Origin of the sequence: Paenimyroides viscosum, assembly GCF_003858535.1 — a bacterium.
Taxonomy (GTDB): Bacteria; Bacteroidota; Bacteroidia; order Flavobacteriales; family Flavobacteriaceae; genus Flavobacterium; species Flavobacterium viscosum.
On record NZ_RQTJ01000012.1, the window covers coordinates 34453 to 54884 of the forward strand.

The window sequence follows — 20432 nt, forward strand, 5'->3', positions numbered from 1 at the left end:
TTTGATCTTGATTGTGTGATTTAGCTTTAAACCACTTTGTAAAAAAATTCATTGCAAATGTATTAACAATTAGGTAATTTAGAAACAGAAACGCAAGGTATGGAAAACTTATACATTATTTGGGATTTCATTAAAGAATGGTATTGGATTCCTTTGTTGTTGATAAACACCACGGCTTTTATTACTATTTTGGTGGAAAACGGCAAACCTGAAAAAACCATTGCGTGGTTAATGGTTATAGTATTTCTACCGTTTATCGGCGTTATTTTGTATTACTTTTTTGGTCAGAAATTTCAAAAAGAAAAATATTTTAAGAAGCTAGACAACCGCTATAAGGTAAAATTAGAAGAACGGTGGATTGATCTACAACCGTTTATTTCCAAAGAAATTAGACTTACCGAAACGTATGATGCTCATTTAAACGATGTTTTTGAATATTTGGTGCATACGCAAACATCAATTCCTACATCAAACAACAGTGCAAAGCTTTTGATTAACGGTGAACAAAAATTCGATCTTTTATTAGCTGATCTTAAAAATGCAAAACACCACATTCATATTGAATATTACATTTTTGATGAAGACGAACTTGGATCGCAACTTTTAGCTATTTTGATTGATAAGGCAAAACAAGGCGTTGAAGTACGTTTGATTATTGATGATTTTGGGTCATCGCCTTTTGCAAAACGCAAAGCACATTATGAAAATTTAGGCATTCAGTTTGAAATTTTTCTGCCCGTGCGTTTTTCATCACTCGCAAACAGCAATTACCGCAACCACAGAAAAATCATCGTTATTGATGGTTTAATAGGTTACGTTGGCGGCATCAATGTATCAGACAAATATATTAATCCTAACAAGTTTCACCTTTATTGGCGCGATACGGCGATAAGAATTCATGGCGATGCTACTAAAATGTTGCAAGCACAATTTTGGCTGCATTGGGAAAGTATTTCGGGAAAATCGTTTGGTTTAAATTATAAATATCTGCCCGAAATGAAAACGGTTTTCGAAAAGAAATTACCAATGACGTTTGCTTTTTCATCGCCCGGAAATACACCGCCGTACGTTATGGAATCGATGATTTTAAGTATTTCAGCAGCCCAAAAAAGCATACAATTATGTACGCCTTATTTTATTCCGACCGATTCGTTTAAAACTGCTTTGCTAATTGCGGTTTCAAAAGGGGTTGATGTTTCACTTATGCTTCCATCAAGAGGCGATTCATTGGTTGTTCAAGCAGCATCGTTATCGTTTTTAAAACCTTTTATGCAGCGCGGAATGAAGGTTTATTTGTACGAAAAAGGTTTTATGCACGCAAAAACTATTTGTATTGATGGGTTATTAAGCTATGTAGGAACAACCAATTTAGATTCGCGCAGTTTTTTAATAAATTTTGAATTATCGGCGGTGGTATTAGATACAGAAATTGCGCAGCAATTAACCAATCAATTTAAAAAAGATATTTTAGTAAGTAAGCTTTTTACTGCCGATTTGTGGAAAAACGAAAAGTGGTACTATAAAGCATTTGCATCAATCTGCAGGTTGTTGGCGCCTTTGTTATAATAGTTTTTCAATCCGCATGCCGGCAATCTGTTGCATTCCGGTTGGTTTGGTTACGTGATCGTATTTCGGGTTTTTATTGATATCGATATTCGATGTAGGCAGAATTTTAACCCAAAGTGAGATTTCATCGTTTTTTTGTAGCTGAACTTCGGTTGGTGCAATTAAAAGTCCGGCGGCAACATCAAAATTCCCATAACTAAATTTAAAAATGGTTTTAGCAAGGATATTTTCTATTTGTTCAGGATTATTCTTCACAAGATACAATTCTACATGAATACTGTCTTTTATAGTGCTACCCATAACACCCGGATTAATGTTTGCAAAGGCAGAAACATCAAACGTGCCTGATGATGAAATGGTAATTTTATCGTTTAAGAATTGTGTGATTTTATTATAAACGACATCAACCGGCTGAAACTTTAACTGCTGCATAACCGATGGAGTATTTTCTAAATGAATGCTTCGGATGCTTCTGATATAAAACGATTTTTCTTGAGCAAAGCCGCTAAAACCAACCAAAAGAACTAATATTTTAATAATATCTTTGAAATGAATCTTCATCGCTAATTAATTTTATATTCATTGAAAACGAAACGCAATTTTTGTCTTTTCTGGGACAACCTAGCACACAACTTAAAAGCGGATTTCCCAACAAGCCTGAACTTATAGCTGGCGCTATAACGGCGTCTTTGGTTAAATACACTATGGTTGGATACACCTCTATACGCGAAAATAAATCCTGATTATCCTGATCAAATGATTTTCGAGTGGCTGCCACATACTGCTCTACCCCTTCTGCAATTTGAACAACACCAAAATTCACGCCTCCACGGTTAAATTTAATAACGCTTGTACTGGGATTGAAATGAAATGAGGCTGTTATTTCATAAAATCCGTTTTCGGGTATTACCAATTTCTGTGTGTTTTCATCGATAACAAATAAGCTGTTAGATACAATATCCTGCTTATCCATTTTAATGTAATGAAAAACTTTATCTGCTCCCGGACGAATATTAAATACTTGTTGCTTATGGGTTTTGTAACTAAATGATTCTTGCGAAAAGCCTAAAATTGGAAAAAATATCAAAAACAAAAAAAATCTCATGTTGCTTTTTTTTCAAATATACAAAAATTTAAAAACTACTTTATTTATGTCAAGACCTCACAGGTTTTAAAAACCTGTGAGGTCTGATAATTTAAAAAATTAATGCAGCTAAAATTAGCTGCATTAATCACTTTATATAAATAGAAAAATTACTCTACACCACCACCCATAGCTTTGTAAAGCTGTATGTTGGCATTCCATAAATTATATTGTGTGGTAATAATATTCAGTTGGGCGTTTAACTCGCTTTCGGTAGCTGTTAACACTTCTAAATAACTTGCCATACCGTTGTTTAACAATTCTTCCGAATACTCCACAGCGTTTGTATAAGCTTCAGCCTCTTGTTGCTTTAAAACCAATTTCTTTTTGTTGATATCAATAGCATATAACGCATCAGAAACTTCTTTGCTTGCGCTTAATACGGTTTGTTTGTAGTTTAAAAAAGCCTTTTCTTGATTTGATAAACTGATTTCATACTGTGTACGAATTTGACGTCCGTTTAAAATGGGCTGAGCAATTCCGGCTACAATACTTGCAAAAAACGAAGTTGGATCGAACAATTTTTCAAAATCAACCGATTGCAATCCACCACTTGCTGTTAATCGTAAAGTAGGATAAAAACTTGCCTTGGCAACATTCGTCAGCTCAAACGCATTTCTAAAACCTAATTCTGCTGCCAAAACATCGGGGCGGTTGTTTAACACCTCAATAGCAATACCTTCTTCGGCATTCACATTCAATTGCATATCTTTAAAAGAAGATCTTTCAATAGCTTGTGGAAACCTTCCCATCAAAATACTCAACGTATTTTCTTGCACTTTGATATTGTTATCAATATCCAATAGCAACGCTTGAGCGCTTAACAATTGTGCTTCGGTTTGTTTTATAGCTACTTCGGTTACCCTTCCCGCATCTTTTAATGCTTTGTTGGTTTCCAAACTTTTGGTTCTGTTTTCTATGGTTCGCAAGGCAACTTCTTTTTGCGCATCTAAAGCCAATAAGTTGTAATAACCAGAAGCCACCATAGCAACCAACTGCGTACGTACTGCCTGATGCGCTGCAAGTGTTTGCAAATAAGTAGCTTCGGCAGCTGCTTTTCGACTGCTTATTTTGCCCCAAATATCAGCTTCCCAACCTAAACTTCCGGTAATATCAAACTGATCTAAACGCTGACGTTGCCCCAAAATACGTCCAAATTGCGTATTAATAGAATTTACGGAATGCGTATAGTTGGCACCCACGCTGAAAGTAGGCAAAAACCCCGCCCTACCTTGTGATAAATAGGATTGTGCTTGATTCATATTCTCTAAAGCCGCACGAATATCTAAATTGCCATCTAAAGCTGTTTGAATGTGCTGTTGTAAAGCGGCATCGGTAAAAACCTGTTGCCAAGGCATAACGCTTTGAGAAGCACTGTCTTTAACAACATGCGCGCTATTAAACGCGGCTTTGTTCCAAATTTCTGGCTGCTGATAATCTTTTGTAGCAATACACGATTGAAGCGAAACAGCTGTTAAGGCAATAAAAGTTGTTTTATATATCGATTTCATAATTATTCTTCTATTGTTTTTTGATCAAATTTAACTGGTTTGATTTTCTCTTGAATGTTTTGGAAAATCACAAACAATACCGGAATAATAAATACTCCTAAAATAGTTCCTATCAACAAACCAAAAGCCGCTCCGGTACCAATTGATCGGTTTCCAATATATCCCACACCGCCAGCAAATACCAACGGCATCAAACCTAAAATAAAGGCAAAAGATGTCATTAAAATAGGTCGTAAACGAGCTTTAGCTCCATCAATTGCTGCTTTTACAATACTATCGCCGTGTTTACGACGCTGCAAGGCAAATTCTACAATCAAAATGGCGTTTTTCGCTAATAGCCCCACGAGCATGACGAGGGCAATTTGGAAATAAATATTGTTTTCTAATCCGGCTATTTTTTGAGAGATAAATGCTCCCATAACTCCAGCAGGAAGTGAGAATAATACCGCAAAAGGCAACATATAACTTTCGTACTGAGCAGCTAAAATAAAGTAAACGAACAAAATACATAGACCAAAAATCAAGATCGTTTGTGAACCCGCATTGATTTCTTCACGCGTTAATCCGGTAAAGTCGATACTGTAATTGGTTGATAAGTTTTGCTGCGCTACCTCTTGAACGGCACGAATGGCATCTCCCGATGAATAGCCCGGTTTTGGTGCACCTGAAATGTTTGATGACGTAAATAAGTTAAAACGGTTTACAGATTGTGGTCCGTATACGCGGTTTAAAGTTACAAACTGACTTAAAGGCGCCATACTACCCGATGCGGTGCGTACAAACATATTGTTTAAACTACTGGCATCGGTACGATCTTCAGGGAAAGACTGTAACATTACGCGGTATTGTTTACCAAATCGGGTAAAATCACTTACGTAATTACCACCAACGTAACCTTGCAATGCCGAAAAGATATTACTTACAGAAACGCCTGATTGTTTAGCACGCACAATATCTAATTCAATTTCGTACTGTGCATAGTTGGTATTTAAAGAGGTTTGGGCATATAAAATTTCTGGCCGTTCCATTAAAGCAGTTAAATAATCTTGTGTTACCTTGTCAAAATCTTTAATATCGCCACCTGAACGATCTAACAGTTTCATTTCAAATCCACCCGACATACCAAATCCTGGGATACTTGGTGGCTGGAAGAAAATCATTTTTGCTTCAGGGAATCCTTGACCTGCCAAACCGAATAACTTACCAATAACTACATCGGTAGCTTTATCATCGGTGGTACGTTCTTTAAATCCTTCCATTTTAATCATCATAAAACCATAGTTTGATCCAGCACCCGAAATAATGCTTCGTCCTGAAATAATGGTTACCGATTCAATTCCTGGAATTTGCTGTGCTTTTTCTGAAAACTCTCTACCTAATTGATTCACACGGTCTACCGAAGCACCTGCTGGCAACTCGATATTCCCCATGATAAATCCACGGTCTTCACTCGGTACAAACCCTGCCGGCATGTTGTTGTTGGCAAAATAAGTTAACCCTAAACAAGCAATCAATATTAAGAACGTAACCCATTTATGTTTAAATAAAAATTTAAAAGAATTACCATATTTGTTAGTCATGGCATTAAACGAATTGTTAAATGCCGCAAAAAAGCGTTGCATAAAATTGCGTTTTACTCCTGCTTTTTCATCGTGTTGTTTAAGTAACATGGCACATAATGCCGGACTCAACGTTAAAGCGTTCACTGCAGAAATAGCAATAGCAACAATTAAGGTAACTCCAAACTGTTTGTAAAATACTCCTGTTGGTCCACTAATAAAAGTAACCGGAATAAACACCGCACACATTACCAACGTAATTGAAATAATAGCGCCGGTAATTTCACTCATCGCACCGGTAGTTGCAGTAAAAGCATCTTCACCGGTTTCTTCCATTTTAGCATGCACGGCTTCAACTACCACAATGGCATCATCTACCACAATACCAATGGCGAGCACTAATGCAAAAAGTGTTAACAGGTTTAAAGAGAAACCAAATAAGTTTAAGAAAAAGAACGTACCTATAATAGATACCGGTACGGCAATTAAAGGAATTAAAGTCGATCTAAAATCTTGTAAGAAGATATATACCACCAAGAACACCAAAATAAATGCTTCAATAAGGGTGGTTACCACTTTACTGATAGACGCATCTAAGAATTCGTTGGTATCTTGATTGATTTTGTATTTAATACCTTCAGGTAAATTTTGACCAATTTTATCTAATTCAAGCTTGATTTCATTGATAATTTCCTGAGCATTAGATCCTGGTGTTTGGTAAATAGCCATTGCTGCAGCTGGCATTCCGTTTAACTCAGAATAACCACCGTAACTTTGAGAACCTAACTCAACTGTAGCAACATCTTTTAATCGTAGTACCTGTCCATTATTTAATGATTTTATGACGATATCTTCGTATTGCGTTTCGGTTTTAAATTTACCACTGTAACGAATGATGTATTGAAAAGATTCTCCGGCATTTTCACCTAATTGTCCTGCTGCCGCTTCTAACGATTGTTCGTTAATTGCTGCGGTAACATCATTAGGAACCAATCCGTAATTTGCCATTTTAGCAGGATCCAACCAAATACGCATCGAGTAATTTTTAGCTCCAAAAACCGATGCATCACCTACTCCGTTTACCCTTTTAATTTCAGGAATTACGTTGATGTTCATGTAGTTTTGGATATACACCGCATCGTAATCTTCATTTTCAGAATAAAAAGATAAGAACATCAGCGAAGATGTTTGTTGCTTTTGCGTAGTTACCCCCGAACGCGTTACTTCATTTGGCAACAAAGGCGTTGCACGGGCTACACGATTTTGTACGTTAACTGATGCAATATCAGGATCAATTCCTTGCTTAAACACTACTTGTATGGAAGCAGAACCGTCGTTACTGGCAGTAGAGGTGATATAATCCATTCCTTCTACCCCATTAATTTGCTCTTCAATAGGCACCACCACACTTTCTAATACTGTTTGAGCGTTGGCACCTGGATAAGAGGCAGCCACCTGAACGGTAGGCGGTGCAATATCAGGATATTGGGTTACAGGTAATACCGTAAGCCCTAATATTCCTAAGATGACTATAATAATTGAAACAACCGTAGATAATACGGGTCTTTCTATAAACGTTTTTAACATAATATCTTAACTTAAAAAACCGGTTTAACAGCGTTAACAATAGAATCGAAATTAGATGGAACTGGCTTAATTGCTGCCTTGTTTCGTAACGAACCAATACCACTTACAATAACCACATCGCCTTCTTTGATACCATTATTTACAATAATCATATTATCTACACGATCAATTACATCAACAACTGTAGTTACCGCTGTATCATTAACCACCTTATATACGTTTATTTTACCTTGTTGTTCATACGAAGCTACTTCTGGAACAACTAATACCTGATCGTATTCTTTAGGAAAACGAATCGTTCCGCTGTTTCCATTGCTCAACATTTTATTTGAATTTGGAAAAGCCACGCGGAATTGTACGGTTCCTGTTGCGGCATCAATTTGACCCGATACCGTTTCAATTTTTCCTTTTTCGGTATAAATATTTCCATCAGCTAATTGCAATTCTACTTCAGGAAGGTTTTTAATTTTTTCTGTTGGTGTTTTTCCTTCAGCTCCACTTAAAAATTTAAAATATTCTTTTTCATTCATTGAAAAATAAGCATATACCGAGCTGATGTCAGCAATAGTAGTTAAAGGTGTAGGATCTGACGGCCCTACTAAACTTCCTTTTTTCAATGGCAATTGTCCTACAATTCCACTGATAGGCGCACGTACCACCGAATAGTCTACATTAGCACTTGCCGAACCATAATTTGCCTTTGCTTGCGCCAAACCACTTTTTGCCGATGCTAAATTTGCCTTTGCTGTTTCTAACTGTATACTTCCAATAATCCCCTTTTCAACTAAAGGAATTAATTTATCAACTTCGACCTGAGCTACGCTTACATTCGCTTGCGCCACCGAAATTCCCGAACGAGCAGCATTTGCAGTTTCTGCCAATGTATTCGCTTCTAATTTAAATAACGGCTGCCCTTTGGTAACTACCTGCCCCTCGTGCACATACACCTCTTGTATGTAGCCTTGAATTTTAGCGCGTACATCGTTGTTAATTTTTCCTTGAATAGAAGCAGGAAAAGTGGTATATCCTACAACATCTTTAGTTGTTGCTGAAACAACGTTTAAAGCAGGAATTGCAGCCTGAGGTGCTTCTTGTTTTTTTGCACATCCGGTAAGCGATGCCACAAAAGCGGTCATTAAGAGCGTTTTAATCGTATTTTTCATTTGATTTGATATGGAGTTTTAAGTTTTGTATTGTTTTATCTATTGATTGAGTGACTTCTTCTAAATGGAAATTATAAATATCGAACGCTTCTTGTTTAAATAATTCATTGCAATTAGATTTTCGATATTCTCTTAGTTTATTATTGATCTCTTTTTCGCTTTTTAGTCGTTTGGAAACCATTTCAAGACGCATTAAGAATAAGTTTTTATTAATTCTGAAATGCCGTTTCCGTTCGCTACCTTTTTTAAACTGTTCAATAAAATTGAGCTCAATCAAGGTATTGATACTATTAGATATGGAACTTTTACTTGATTGAAATGTTTCTAATAGCTCTTCAAACGTCAATCCATCCTGGCAATTATTAAAGACCAATAAAGCGTATATGCGCGCTGTTAAAGGCGGTAATTTATAGAAAAGCTCGTAGTGAGTGGCTGTTTCTTTAAATAAATCCAATTCTAAAATTGTTTGCATATATGATATTTTCCACAAAATTACCGTTAGTTCGGCAATCACCGAACTAAAACTTGTTAATTTTTTATTAAATCTAAATTAAGAAGTTATAGTAAACACTTAATTATTTGATTGTTTTAGCATTATGACTAAATCATCATTCATTCGATAAAAAACATTAAAAAAAATTTGCATGTACTATTTTTTTATGGCTATATTTGCAAAACCAAAATCAAACGAAGATTTAAAAAACGTATATGCGAAAGTAGCTCAGTTGGTAGAGCGTCAGCCTTCCAAGCTGAATGTCGCGAGTTCGACCCTCGTCTTTCGCTCTTGAAAAATCAAACGAAGATTTAAAAATCGTAGAATGCGAAAGTAGCTCAGTTGGTAGAGCGTCAGCCTTCCAAGCTGAATGTCGCGAGTTCGACCCTCGTCTTTCGCTCTTGAAAAATCAAACGAAGATTTAAAAATCGTAGAATGCGAAAGTAGCTCAGTTGGTAGAGCGTCAGCCTTCCAAGCTGAATGTCGCGAGTTCGACCCTCGTCTTTCGCTCTTGAAAAATCAAACGAAGATTTAAAAATCGTAGAATGCGAAAGTAGCTCAGTTGGTAGAGCGTCAGCCTTCCAAGCTGAATGTCGCGAGTTCGACCCTCGTCTTTCGCTCTTGAAAAATCAAACGAAGATTTAAAAATCGTAAAATGCGGAAGTAGCTCAGTTGGTAGAGCGTCAGCCTTCCAAGCTGAATGTCGCGAGTTCGACCCTCGTCTTCCGCTCAAAAGAGCAAAATCCTTATCGGTTACGGTAAGGATTTTTTTTATTGATGAGTTTTTCTGTATAAAAATACCCTTTCAAAATAAATCTGAAAGGGTATTGTATTTAAAAAAGGTTGATTTATTGTTGTTTTTTCAACAAATCACGAATTTCTGCAAGCAGTTGTTCTTGTGTTGGACCTGCTGGTGCTTCTGGTGCAGGCTCTTCGGCTTTTTTCAATTTATTAATTCCTTTAATCATTACGAATAAGGCAAATGCAACGATAGCAAAAGATATAGCTGCTGACACAAAATTACCATACTTTATTGCCGTACCCGGAATTACTAATTCTGATAAATTTTGAAGATTTGCAGCTTCTAATGCCGGCGTTAAAATTGCAGGTGTAATAATATCTTCTACTAACGATGTTACAATTTTACCAAATGCACCACCAATTACAACCCCCACAGCAAGGTCGATTACGTTGCCTTTTACAGCAAACTCTTTAAATTCTTTAAAAAATCCCATAACAATTTTGTTTTATTTTACTTGATACGAAAATACAATTTTATGTTAATATAATTTACTCTTTATAAAAAATTCGTTTAACACGTTGCGAAATCGACGTCATAACTTCATAAGGAATGGTTTCCCAGATCTTTGCAATTTGGGTAATTCGCAAATCGTTTCCAAAAACAATTACCTCATCACCAATCTTCACATCCATATCTGTAACATCAATCATTAACATATCCATACAAATTGTTCCGGCAATAAACGCTTTTTGGTTGTTTACTAAAACATAGCCTTTTCCGTTGCTATAACTTCTACGGATACCATCGGCATAACCAATGGCAATCGTTGCAATTCTGCTCTTTTTTTCAGCTTTAAATCTGCGTGCATAACCAACCGTTGTATCTTTTTCAACATCGTTAATCTGTAGAACAACTGTTTTTAATGTGGCTACATTCTGTAGTTGCGCATCTTCGTTGGTATCGTTCCCAACACCATACAAACCAATTCCCACGCGAACCATATCCATTTGATATTCGCCAAAATTATAAATACCCGAGGTGTTTAAAATATGCAAAACCGGATTAATGTTTAACTGTTTTTTTATATAAGCCGACCATTTTTGAAATGTTTGAATCTGCTGCAAAGTAAAATCTCGTTCTTCAGGCATATCACTTGTTGCCAAATGCGAAAATATACTTGCAACTTCCACCAGATTTGTTTGTTTTAAAAGATCAATCAAACCATCGAAATCTTTTTCTACAAAACCTAAACGGTTCATACCTGTGTTCAGTTTTAAATGGATAGGATAATTGTATAAATTCTGATTTTCTGCGATCTGCAAAAAAGTATTTAATTCTTCGATATTATAAATTTCGGGTTCTAAATTATAGGCAATCATGGTAGAAAACGCCGAATTTTCGGGATTCATTACCACAATAGGAATTTTAATCCCTGCTTTTCTTAACTCAACACCTTCATCTGCAAACGCGACACCTAAATACGATACCTGATGATGCGCCAGCAATTTTGCAATTTCGTAACTGCCGTTGCCGTAACCAAAAGCCTTAACCATAACCATAACTTTGGTGGTTGATTTTAGTTTCGATTTATAGAAATTGAGATTATGACTGATTGCATCTAAATTAATTTCCAGAACCGTTTCGTGCGTTTTTTCTTCTAATTCGGCAACGATTTTTTCAAATTGAAAACTGCGTGATCCTTTAATTAAAATGGTTTCATTGCGGAAAGATCTTAAATTAAAATCGTTCAAAAAAGTTTCGGTATCCGGATAACTTTGAAACTGCGGAACATTTGTTAGATGCGTTCCTATTTTATTGCCGATACCAATTACGCGCGTTACATGATTCTGATTTAAAAGTTGCGCTACTTTTTGATACAAAACATCAGGTGTAAATCCGCTTTGAAAAATGTCTGATAAAATAACGGTTTTCTGCTGATGTGTTTTTTGTTGCTCCAGAAAATCTAGGGCAATTTTTAACGACTGATAATCGCTGCTGTAACTATCGTCAATCAACAAACAATCGTTCATTCCTTTTTTAACCTGTAAACGCATTTGTACGGTTTGCAGTTGCGGAATTGCCTCTATTATATAATTGGTATCTATTTTTAAAAACAACAACGCGGTAATACAAGTTGCAATGTTTTCTACCGAAGCTAAATCGGTAAAAGGCAGATCGACAGAAAATTCGGTTTTTTCAAAATTCACCTTTAAAACAGTATCAATCTTTTTAAACTGAACATTGGCAGCTTCGGTAAAACTCCAAGTGAACCATTGTGCTTTTTCGGACTTGCTTGCTGCAATTAAATCGGTTTTTTCGCTAATTAAAACATCGGCATTTTTAAAAAGCTTTATCTTTTCTTGTAATTTTTCTTCTTTGGTAGAAAATCCTTCGTTATGTGCCGGACCAATGTTAGTTAAAATCCCAATGGTTGGCTGAATTATTTCTTCCAGAAAATCCATTTCTTTGGGTTTGGAAATTCCTGCTTCAAAAATCCCCAAATTATGTTCGTCATTTATCGCAATAACCGAAAGTGGCACACCAACCTGTGAATTGTAACTTTTTGGACTTTTAATAATGTTGTAAAAAGGCAAAAGCAACTGGTTTAACCACTCTTTTACAATGGTTTTTCCGTTACTGCCAGTGATTCCAACAACCGGAAACGTATATTTTTTTCTGTAAAAAGCCACAAAACGCTGCAAAGCCCGCAACGTATCATCAACCTTAAAAACAATGGCATCGGCAGGTAAAGAAACATCTTGCGAAACCACAAAATAACGCACGCCTTTTGCATATAAATCGTTTAAAAAATCATGTGCATTGTGATTGTTCCCTTTTAAAGTAAAAAACAGCGTGTTTTCGGTATTTCGTAATGAACGAGAATCTATCGAAATATCTAAAACATTCAGTTCCTTTTTCGTTACGGGAGCAAAAGTCTGTAAAACTTCGCTTAATGTACTTGTTGCAATTTTCATAATCGGCAAAAAAATATACCCAAAGGTAACAAGATATTTTATGAAAAATCACTGAAAATTTAGCTTTGTTAAGCAATGATATTATCGTAATTTGCAGGGTCTTAAATAATTTATGCACGACATACATTTTTATATCGGGTTAATACTTGCCCTATTCATCGGGGTAACATTGGGGTTGGTTGGCAGTGGCGGATCAATCTTAACGGTACCTATTTTGGTGTATGTTGTAGGTATTGATCCTTTAATTGCTACGGCTTATTCGCTTTTTATAGTAGGTAGCACCTCGGCTGTAGGCAGTATTCGCAACACGTTTGATAAAAATGTAAATTTTAAAATTGTACTTCTTTTTGGAATTCCGTCTTTATTGGCGGTGTTTTTCACGCGGTCACAATTATTACCTTTATTACCAGATGCCATTACGTTGAGCAACAATGTAAGTATTTCAAAATCGAAATTGATCATGATTGTGTTTTCAATCGTAATGTTTGCTGCATCTTCTAAAATGATTAAAAAACCCAGACAAAAAAACTTGGCATCTAATCAAATCGTTACATCGGCAACACCTTTAATCACGCAAGGATTACTTATTGGAACCGTTTCTGGATTGGTAGGTGCTGGCGGCGGTTTTTTAATTATCCCGGTTTTGGTATTTTTTGCCAATTTACCCATGAAACAAGCAATAGGTACGTCGTTAACCATAATTGCTATTCAATGTTTGATAGGTTTTACGGGCGATTTAAGTCAGCATACCATTGACTGGACATTGGTTTTATCTTTTTCGGCAGTATCAATTGGCGGATTATTTATAGGAAACCGATTATCAAAACGAATTATCGACGGAAATTTACGCAAGATTTTTGGCTGGTTTATTCTAGTAATGTCATTGTATATTATGTTTAAAGAACTGTTTTAGCCCTTGTAACTGATGTTACATTTTTATAAGATTATTAATTAGTACTTTTGTATTAGAAAAGAAGTTTTAACCATGAAGATAGAACAAATTTATACAGGCTGTTTGGCTCAAGGCGCATATTATATTGAAAGTGAAGGGGAAGTAGCTATTATTGACCCTTTAAGAGAAGTTCAACAATATATTGATAAAGCTCAGGCAAGTAATGCTACCATAAAATATATTTTTGAAACGCATTTTCATGCCGATTTTGTAAGTGGGCATGTAACGCTTTCACAAAAAACAGGCGCTCCGATTATTTACGGACCAACAGCAGAACCGACTTTTAAAGCGCATATTGCAACCGATGGCGAAGTATTTAAAATTGGCAAGCTAACAATTATTGCGTTGCACACTCCGGGACACACCATGGAAAGCACCACGTATTTATTACGTGATGAAAACGGTAAAGACCATGCTATTTTTAGTGGTGACACCCTGTTTTTAGGCGATGTGGGCAGACCAGATTTGGCTCAGAAAGCAACTGATATGACGCAAGAACAATTGGCCGCAACCTTATTTCACAGCTTACGTACCAAGATTATGCCTTTGGCTGATGAGGTGATTGTATATCCGGCGCATGGCGCAGGATCGGCTTGTGGTAAAAATTTAAGCAAGGAAACGGTTGGAACTTTAGGTGAACAAAAACGTACCAATTATGCGTTGCGTGCCGATATGACTGTGGAAGAATTTGTAAAAGAAGTAACCGACGGTTTATTACCGCCACCTATTTATTTCCCTGAAAATGTTCGATTAAACAAAAACGGATACGAAGCTATTGATACCATTATAGAAAAAAACAAAGCATTTACTCCAGCCGAATTTAAACAGGCTGCCGATGATGCCCTGATTTTAGATGTTCGCGATGCCGACAGTTTTGGGAAGGTTCATATTCCCGGAGCTATTTTTATTGGGATCGATGGTGGATTTGCTCCTTGGGTTGGATCGTTGATTACCGATATTAACCAACCGATTATTCTGGTAACTCCAGAAGGTCGCGAACAGGAAACCATTACGCGTTTGGCTCGTGTTGGTTATGATAACACCTTGGGATATTTGGCAGACGGAATGCAAACCTGGATTGATGCAGGTTTAGAAACCGCTTCTATCGGCAGAATTACTGCTAATGAACTGGAAACATTGATGAATAATGGAGAAGAATCGGTTATTGATGTTCGCAAACCAGGTGAATATAGTTCGGCACATATTGCTAATGTTCCTAATTTACCATTAGATTTTATTAACGACCATGTTAGTGATTTTCCATCGCAGAAAACAACCTACTTACATTGTGCAGGCGGTTACCGCTCTATGATCGCAGCTTCTATTTTAAAAGCACGCGGTTTCCATAATATGATTGATGTAATTGGCGGTTTCGGCAAAATTAAAGAAACCAACTTACCTATTGTAACACAAGAATGCGAAAGCAGTTGTAGTACTAAATAAAACAAAAACGCCTCGAAATTTTCGAGGCGTTTTTACTTTACTTAACAATAATTTTCTCTGTTTTATTACCTTTATCGGTTTGTATTACAAACAAATACATTCCCTTGCTTAAATTAGAAACATCTATCTGATTAAAGTTATCTTTTACCGATTTGATCCATTTACCCGAACTATCTAAAATTTGTACCGATTGTAAGGTTACATCTTTAGTTTCTTTTTGTTCAATGGAAACATACTCTGTTGCAGGGTTAGGGTAAATTTTAAAATTATCGTTTACAAATTTTTCAATACTTAAGGCACAGTTTTGATCATAATAATGATTTCCTAATACTGTCCAAGTATCGTATGGTGCAGTTCCATTTGTTGCTGCTACAGGATCATCTACTTCTATACAAACATTGTAAGGGTAAAATGTTTCATTTTCATTACCTAAAATTATTTTTAGTTGACTACTTTTATTATTTTTCAAATTAATTCGCTCTAAAGTAAATAAATTATAAAGATCGAGATGCCTAAGTTCTACATTACTGCTTAAATCTAATTGTCTAATTAAATTATATTGGGCAAACTCTAACTCATAATTTCCAATATGTAAATATTCTAAACTTACATTATTTGACAAATTAATAGTCTTTAAAGAATTACTGGGAAGTATTAAAGTATCTAATTTTGTTAACGTTGATAAGTTAATATTGTTGAATTCATGAAAGCTTCCTAGTAATAACTCTAAATTTGTAAAAGCTTCAATTCCAGTCATATTTAGTATCCGAAAACTTCCTGCTCCTGTATATAGATTTAATTGAGTGATATTCTGTGCATCGCTCGTTAACATTTGCCCGTTTAGTATGCCATCGCTGTCAATATTCAAATTAATGAGTAGTTGTTCAAAAGTTGAATCAGGTATCAACGTAACTTGTGCCTTGGTTAAAAAAGGCACAAGTGTTAGTAGTATTATAATTAGCTTTTTCATCACTTAATAATAATTTTTTCTGTTTTATTTCCTTTATCGGTTTGTATTACAAACAAATACATTCCCTTGCTTAAATTAGAAACATCTATTTTATTAAAATTATCTTTTACAGATTTAATCCATTTACCCGAACTATCTAAAATTTGTACCGATTGTAAGGTTACATCTTTAGTTTCTTTTTGTTCTATAGCAACATACTCTGTTGCAGGATTAGGATAAATTTTAAAGTTTTCGGTTACAAATTTTTCTACGCTTAAGGCACAATTCACAGAAAAAAAGTGACTACCATTTTGGGTATCTATCACATTCCATGTATCATAAGGTGCAGTACCATTAGTTGCTGCAACTGCATCATCTACTTCAATACATATATTGTAAGAAAAATCTTGTTCATTTCCTAAAGTAATATTAAGAGAATGGGCATTGTGATTCTTTAAATTTATTTGCCGCAATCCATATAAACTATATAAATTTATATGCTTTAAATTATTATTATTACTTAGGTCTAGAAATTCTATGTCGTTAGGATTCCAAAATTTTACATAAAGACCATTCCCTATATAAAGTGACTCCAAGTTGATATTACCTGATAAATCAATTGATCGAAGCATGCTGTTTGTAAGGTGTAGCTTTTTTAGTTTTGTTAATGGAATAAGATTAATTGTTTGAATATCGTTAAAGTAAGATTCTATTTCTTCACAATTAATAAAAGCTTCTAAACCAGTAAAATCGGTTAAAGTACCGTGTCCACTTTCTAAACTTAATTGTGTAGTGTTTTGTGCATCAGCAGTTAAAATTTGACCATTAACAACTCCGTCACTATCTATACCTAAACTAACCAACCTCTGCTCAAGCACAGGGTCAGGGATTAAAGTAACTTGTGCTTTGGTTAAAAAAGGCATAAATGTTAGTAGTATTAAAATTAGCTTTTTCATCACTTAACAATAATTTTTTCTGTTTTATTTCCTTTATCGGTTTGTATTACAAACAAATACATTCCTTTGCTTAAATTAGAAACATCTATTTTATTAAAATTATCTTTAATTGATTTGATCCATTTACCCGAACTATCTAAAATTTGTACCGATTGTAAGGTTACACCTTTAGTTTCTTTTTGTTCTACAGAAACATAATCTGTTGCTGGATTAGGATAAATTTTAAAGTTTTCGGTTACAAATTTTTCAATACTTAAAGCGCAAATATTACTAAAATAGTAATTATTATAGTCATTCACTCCATCCCACGTAATTGACCAATTATTATATGGTGGTAAATTGTTTGTTGCGTCTGAAGGATTATCAACTTCAATACAAATGTTTTGATCTGAACCGCCATATAGAATAATAGATACAGAACTAGCTTGGTTATTTCGTAAACTAATTCGTTCTAAATCTCTTAATTCACGAACAAAAAGGTAATTAAAATTAGAGCTATTACTAAAATCTAATTCGCGTATTTCTCTAGGAGGAACATCTAAACTCGTGTTTTCAAGTTCTAATTCTTCTAAAAAACTAAATGAAGTTGCATCAAAAGAACTTAAAGCAGCATTATCTAAATAAATTTTTTTTAGTTTAGTTAAATTGTTAAAACTCATAGTTGTAGCATCACTTCGAACTTTAAATATTTCTAGATTTGTAAAATCATTAAGCCCTGTTAAAGAAATAGGCATAGTATTATTAGGACTCTTGTTTACAAAGTCTAATTCAGTAACTGTTAAAGCATCACTGGTTAAAATCTGCCCATTAATTAATCCGTCGCTATCATATCCCCAATGTACTAAATAGTTTTCAAAATTTTGATCAGGAACAAGGGTAACCTGTGCTTTTGTTATAAAAGGCACAAGTGTTAATATTGTTAATACTATCTTTTTCATTGCTATTGTATTATCAGGTTATGACTTTCTATAACGTTATTATCGCATACCAATACTACACGGTACAATCCAGAGGTAAACTGTGACGTATTTAAGTTTATAGAATTGGTGTTTAAGTTTAATTGTGTTAACTGATAGTCTATTGGCGTAATGAACTTAACACCTAAAGAATTAGATATATTATTTAATTTATTTCCTTGAAAGACTTGCTCATTAATACCAAGATTTTGCCGTTCAGTCAATGTTAAATCATCATATACCACACACCAATTTTGCTGTGAATACCCCCCCCCAGCAAATTAACAAGACAAATAAAAAAAAATGTGCGCTTTTCTTAATTTTTTTCATAATTAATAATTTTTAAAGTTTTGTTAAAAATAATAAAAAAAAAAATTAAACCAAATTTAAACACAAAAAAAACATCTTTATTCTTTTCTCTTTCATCTTTACGCAAATCTTTATATTTGCAGTATGATTAAAAAAGAAACTATAGACGCAATTTTTGAGGCGGCCCGTGTGGAAGAAATCATTGGCGACTTTGTGCAGCTTAAAAAAGCGGGCAGTAATTACAAAGGATTAAGTCCGTTTGTGAACGAAAAATCGCCTTCGTTTATGGTTTCGCCTGCCAAACAAATCTGGAAAGACTTCTCGTCGGGCAAAGGCGGTAATGCCATTAGTTTTATTATGGAACACGAACATTTTTCGTATCCCGAAGCGTTGCGTTACCTTGCCAATAAGTATCAGATCGAAATTGAAGAAACCGAACAAACCGATTTAGAAAAACAAGCCTTAAACGAACGTGAAAGCTTATTTGTAGTTTCAGAATTCGCTAAAAAATATTTTCACGATGTATTGCTAAAAACCGATGAAGGCTTGGCAATTGGTCATTCGTACTTTAAAGAACGTGGCTTTACCGAAGAAACTATTAAAAAGTTTCAACTGGGTTATTCTCCCGATCAGTGGGATGCTTTTACAAACGAAGCCTTGGCGAAAGGTTATAAATTGGAATTCCTTGAAAAAACCGGACTCACGATTGTAAAAGACGATAAAAAATTCGATCGTTTTAAAGGGCGCGTTATGTTTCCTATCGAAAGTATGAGTGGTCGCGTGTTGGGTTTTGGTGGTCGTATATTAACCAACGATAAAAAAGCGGCTAAATATTTGAATTCGCCCGAAAGCGACATTTACCATAAAAGCAAGGTTTTGTACGGAATTTTCCATGCAAAACAAGAAATCGCATCAAAAGACAATTGTTATTTGGTGGAAGGATACACCGATGTCATTCAAATGTATCAGGCTGGAATTAAAAACGTGGTGGCTTCATCGGGAACGGCTTTAACGCCCGATCAAATCCGTTTGATTAACAGATTAACCAAAAATATTACCGTTTTGTTTGATGGTGATGCTGCCGGAATGCGTGCATCGTTACGTGGTATTGATCTTATTTTGGAAGCCGGAATGAATGTGCGTGTTTGTACATTTCCCGATGGCGATGATCCCGACAGTTTTGCCCGAAAAACGCCGATTGATGAATTGCAACATTATTTAAAAGAAAACGCTACCGATTTTATTCGATTTAAAGCGAATCTGTTGATGAAGGATGCCGGAAACGATCCTATTAAAAAAGCCGATGTTATTCGTGATATCGTCGTTTCTATTTCTAAAGTGCCCGATTACATTCAACGCGAAGTTTATGTGCAGGAATGCGCATCGATCATGGATATTTCAGAAGATGTTTTGTTTAGTACGTTGGCGCAAATCGGAAAAAAAGAACTGCAAGAAGCCAACAAAAAGTTTGTTCAGGATAAAAAAATGGAGGTTGTAAAATCAACTCCCGAAGAAAATAAAGAAAAAGTAGACATTATTTATCTTTTAGAACGAAAAATCATTGAAATTTTGTTGATTTACGGAAATTACGAAGAACTTTTTGACGAACATGAGCTTACCGTTGAAGATGATAAGGTAGTTACACAAAAAAAACGTGTAAAACGAAAAGTGTTTGACAAGGTTTTCCTTAGTTTACAAGAAGATGAAGTTGAGATGAGTAATGCTAAATTTCAATCGATTTTTAAAGACATTCTTACATTTTATCATGTAAATGAAACCTGGAATTTAGAAAATTATTTAACACAAGTGAAACCCGAGCTTGCAGATGAAATTACATCGATTATTATGGATGAAGAAAAACATAATCTGCATAATTGGGAAAAACAAAACATTTTTGTTAGAAGCAAAGATTCTAGCGTGCAGCAATATGTTACCGAAACTATTTTAACACTTAGATCTTATTTAATTTTTGGAGTGATTGAGGGTTTAAAGAAGCAGATACAGGAAAATCCTGAAAAAGCTCGAGATTTATTAACAGATGTTGTTGATTACAACAATTTAAAACATACTTTTTCAAGTGAATTAGGAAGGGTAATGTCGAGATTTAGTTAGTTTTAACCTCCAATG

Annotated in this window: 16 protein-coding genes and 5 tRNA genes; 9 read left to right on the plus strand and 12 right to left on the minus strand. The window is 35.0% G+C overall.

The features are described from left to right. Nucleotides 1-99 precede the first annotated feature (99 nt). Entirely contained in the window at nucleotides 100-1566 is a 1467-nt protein-coding gene (gene cls, locus EG242_RS07285) for a cardiolipin synthase (protein WP_124899244.1), read from the plus strand. Here the strand turns inward: cls and EG242_RS07290 are convergent. The 6 genes from EG242_RS07290 to EG242_RS07315 all read right to left on the minus strand — a co-directional run bounded on the left by EG242_RS07290 (nucleotide 1561) and on the right by EG242_RS07315 (nucleotide 9002). Beyond that, the gene (locus EG242_RS07290; RefSeq protein WP_124899245.1) at nucleotides 1561-2127 is read right to left on the minus strand and encodes a hypothetical protein; all 567 of its coding nucleotides are present in this window, start codon (nucleotides 2125-2127) and stop codon (nucleotides 1561-1563) included. The two genes, cls and EG242_RS07290, sit on opposite strands and share 6 nt — an antisense overlap. After that, on the minus strand, nucleotides 2099-2671 hold the full coding sequence (locus tag EG242_RS07295) for a hypothetical protein (protein ID WP_124899246.1): 573 nt from the start codon (nucleotides 2669-2671) through the stop codon (nucleotides 2099-2101). Before EG242_RS07295 ends, EG242_RS07290 begins: the two co-directional genes overlap by 29 nt. Before the next feature lie 149 nt (nucleotides 2672-2820). Continuing rightward, nucleotides 2821-4221 (minus strand): TolC family protein, encoded by a 1401-nt coding sequence (locus EG242_RS07300; protein WP_124899247.1) that lies wholly within the window; start codon nucleotides 4219-4221, stop codon nucleotides 2821-2823. A gap of 2 nt (nucleotides 4222-4223) precedes the next feature. Continuing rightward, complete coding sequence (locus EG242_RS07305) at nucleotides 4224-7367, minus strand: efflux RND transporter permease subunit (protein WP_124899248.1); 3144 nt, start codon at nucleotides 7365-7367, stop codon at nucleotides 4224-4226. A gap of 11 nt (nucleotides 7368-7378) precedes the next feature. Beyond that, nucleotides 7379-8530 carry an efflux RND transporter periplasmic adaptor subunit gene (locus EG242_RS07310; RefSeq protein ID WP_124899249.1) on the minus strand — a complete coding sequence of 384 codons (1152 nt, stop codon included), beginning with the start codon at nucleotides 8528-8530 and terminating at the stop codon, nucleotides 7379-7381. Then, entirely contained in the window at nucleotides 8514-9002 is a 489-nt protein-coding gene (locus EG242_RS07315) for a transcriptional regulator (RefSeq protein ID WP_124899250.1), read from the minus strand. Before EG242_RS07315 ends, EG242_RS07310 begins: the two co-directional genes overlap by 17 nt. A gap of 238 nt (nucleotides 9003-9240) precedes the next feature. On the opposite strand from EG242_RS07315, the gene EG242_RS07320 reads away from it, so the two are divergent. The 5 genes from EG242_RS07320 (at nucleotide 9241) to EG242_RS07340 (ending at nucleotide 9753) form a co-directional block, all read left to right on the plus strand. Then, nucleotides 9241-9313, plus strand: a tRNA-Gly gene (locus EG242_RS07320). A gap of 37 nt (nucleotides 9314-9350) precedes the next feature. Beyond that, nucleotides 9351-9423 (plus strand) — tRNA-Gly (locus EG242_RS07325). Between the two features lie 37 nt (nucleotides 9424-9460). Continuing rightward, nucleotides 9461-9533: transfer RNA gene (locus tag EG242_RS07330), tRNA-Gly, on the plus strand. A gap of 37 nt (nucleotides 9534-9570) precedes the next feature. Next, nucleotides 9571-9643 (plus strand) — tRNA-Gly (locus EG242_RS07335). A 37-nt stretch (nucleotides 9644-9680) separates the two neighbouring features. Next, a tRNA-Gly gene (locus EG242_RS07340) sits at nucleotides 9681-9753 on the plus strand. A 118-nt stretch (nucleotides 9754-9871) separates the two neighbouring features. Here the strand turns inward: EG242_RS07340 and mscL are convergent. Then, entirely contained in the window at nucleotides 9872-10258 is a 387-nt protein-coding gene (mscL, locus tag EG242_RS07345; protein WP_124899251.1) for a large-conductance mechanosensitive channel protein MscL, read from the minus strand. A gap of 55 nt (nucleotides 10259-10313) precedes the next feature. Continuing rightward, nucleotides 10314-12740, minus strand: coding sequence for a bifunctional UDP-N-acetylmuramoyl-tripeptide:D-alanyl-D-alanine ligase/alanine racemase (locus tag EG242_RS07350; protein WP_124899252.1), 2427 nt, complete (start codon nucleotides 12738-12740; stop codon nucleotides 10314-10316). 112 nt (nucleotides 12741-12852) lie between these two features. On the opposite strand from EG242_RS07350, the gene EG242_RS07355 reads away from it, so the two are divergent. Both EG242_RS07355 and EG242_RS07360 read left to right on the plus strand, forming a co-directional pair. Next, nucleotides 12853-13653 carry a sulfite exporter TauE/SafE family protein gene (locus EG242_RS07355; protein WP_124899253.1) on the plus strand — a complete coding sequence of 267 codons (801 nt, stop codon included), beginning with the start codon at nucleotides 12853-12855 and terminating at the stop codon, nucleotides 13651-13653. Nucleotides 13654-13725: 72 nt separating this feature from the next. After that, nucleotides 13726-15135, plus strand: a complete 1410-nt coding sequence (locus EG242_RS07360) for an MBL fold metallo-hydrolase (RefSeq protein WP_124899254.1) — start codon at nucleotides 13726-13728, stop codon at nucleotides 15133-15135. A 37-nt stretch (nucleotides 15136-15172) separates the two neighbouring features. On the opposite strand, the gene EG242_RS07365 is transcribed toward EG242_RS07360, so the two are convergent. From EG242_RS07365 to EG242_RS07380, 4 genes are read right to left on the minus strand one after another with little or no spacing between them, the layout of a single operon-like run. Beyond that, the gene (locus tag EG242_RS07365) at nucleotides 15173-16105 is read right to left on the minus strand and encodes a T9SS type A sorting domain-containing protein (protein WP_124899255.1); all 933 of its coding nucleotides are present in this window, start codon (nucleotides 16103-16105) and stop codon (nucleotides 15173-15175) included. Beyond that, a complete protein-coding gene (locus EG242_RS07370) occupies nucleotides 16105-17040 on the minus strand; it encodes a T9SS type A sorting domain-containing protein (protein WP_124899256.1) in 936 nt (311 codons plus the stop codon). Before EG242_RS07370 ends, EG242_RS07365 begins: the two co-directional genes overlap by 1 nt. Then, on the minus strand, nucleotides 17040-17978 hold the full coding sequence (locus EG242_RS07375; protein WP_124899257.1) for a T9SS type A sorting domain-containing protein: 939 nt from the start codon (nucleotides 17976-17978) through the stop codon (nucleotides 17040-17042). The genes EG242_RS07370 and EG242_RS07375 overlap by 1 nt, the downstream gene beginning before the upstream one ends. 2 nt (nucleotides 17979-17980) lie before the next feature. After that, nucleotides 17981-18220 (minus strand): hypothetical protein, encoded by a 240-nt coding sequence (locus EG242_RS07380; RefSeq protein WP_124899258.1) that lies wholly within the window; start codon nucleotides 18218-18220, stop codon nucleotides 17981-17983. Nucleotides 18221-18449: 229 nt separating this feature from the next. Between EG242_RS07380 and dnaG the strand changes: the two genes are divergently transcribed. Further along, nucleotides 18450-20417 carry a DNA primase gene (gene dnaG / locus EG242_RS07385; RefSeq protein WP_124899259.1) on the plus strand — a complete coding sequence of 656 codons (1968 nt, stop codon included), beginning with the start codon at nucleotides 18450-18452 and terminating at the stop codon, nucleotides 20415-20417. Nucleotides 20418-20432 lie beyond the last annotated feature (15 nt).

Bases quoted from the DNA above. Each gene is read 5' to 3' on its own strand.
- cls (WP_124899244.1), top strand. From the start codon at position 100: ATGGAAAACTTATACATTATTTGGGATTTCATTAAAGAATGGTATTGG.
- EG242_RS07290 (WP_124899245.1), bottom strand. From the start codon at position 2,127: ATGAAGATTCATTTCAAAGATATTATTAAAATATTAGTTCTTTTGGTT.
- EG242_RS07295 (WP_124899246.1), bottom strand. From the start codon at position 2,671: ATGAGATTTTTTTTGTTTTTGATATTTTTTCCAATTTTAGGCTTTTCG.
- EG242_RS07300 (WP_124899247.1), bottom strand. From the start codon at position 4,221: ATGAAATCGATATATAAAACAACTTTTATTGCCTTAACAGCTGTTTCG.
- EG242_RS07305 (WP_124899248.1), bottom strand. From the start codon at position 7,367: ATGTTAAAAACGTTTATAGAAAGACCCGTATTATCTACGGTTGTTTCA.
- EG242_RS07310 (WP_124899249.1), bottom strand. From the start codon at position 8,530: ATGAAAAATACGATTAAAACGCTCTTAATGACCGCTTTTGTGGCATCG.
- EG242_RS07315 (WP_124899250.1), bottom strand. From the start codon at position 9,002: ATGCAAACAATTTTAGAATTGGATTTATTTAAAGAAACAGCCACTCAC.
- mscL (WP_124899251.1), bottom strand. From the start codon at position 10,258: ATGGGATTTTTTAAAGAATTTAAAGAGTTTGCTGTAAAAGGCAACGTA.
- EG242_RS07350 (WP_124899252.1), bottom strand. From the start codon at position 12,740: ATGAAAATTGCAACAAGTACATTAAGCGAAGTTTTACAGACTTTTGCT.
- EG242_RS07355 (WP_124899253.1), top strand. From the start codon at position 12,853: ATGCACGACATACATTTTTATATCGGGTTAATACTTGCCCTATTCATC.
- EG242_RS07360 (WP_124899254.1), top strand. From the start codon at position 13,726: ATGAAGATAGAACAAATTTATACAGGCTGTTTGGCTCAAGGCGCATAT.
- EG242_RS07365 (WP_124899255.1), bottom strand. From the start codon at position 16,105: ATGAAAAAGCTAATTATAATACTACTAACACTTGTGCCTTTTTTAACC.
- EG242_RS07370 (WP_124899256.1), bottom strand. From the start codon at position 17,040: ATGAAAAAGCTAATTTTAATACTACTAACATTTATGCCTTTTTTAACC.
- EG242_RS07375 (WP_124899257.1), bottom strand. From the start codon at position 17,978: ATGAAAAAGATAGTATTAACAATATTAACACTTGTGCCTTTTATAACA.
- dnaG (WP_124899259.1), top strand. From the start codon at position 18,450: ATGATTAAAAAAGAAACTATAGACGCAATTTTTGAGGCGGCCCGTGTG.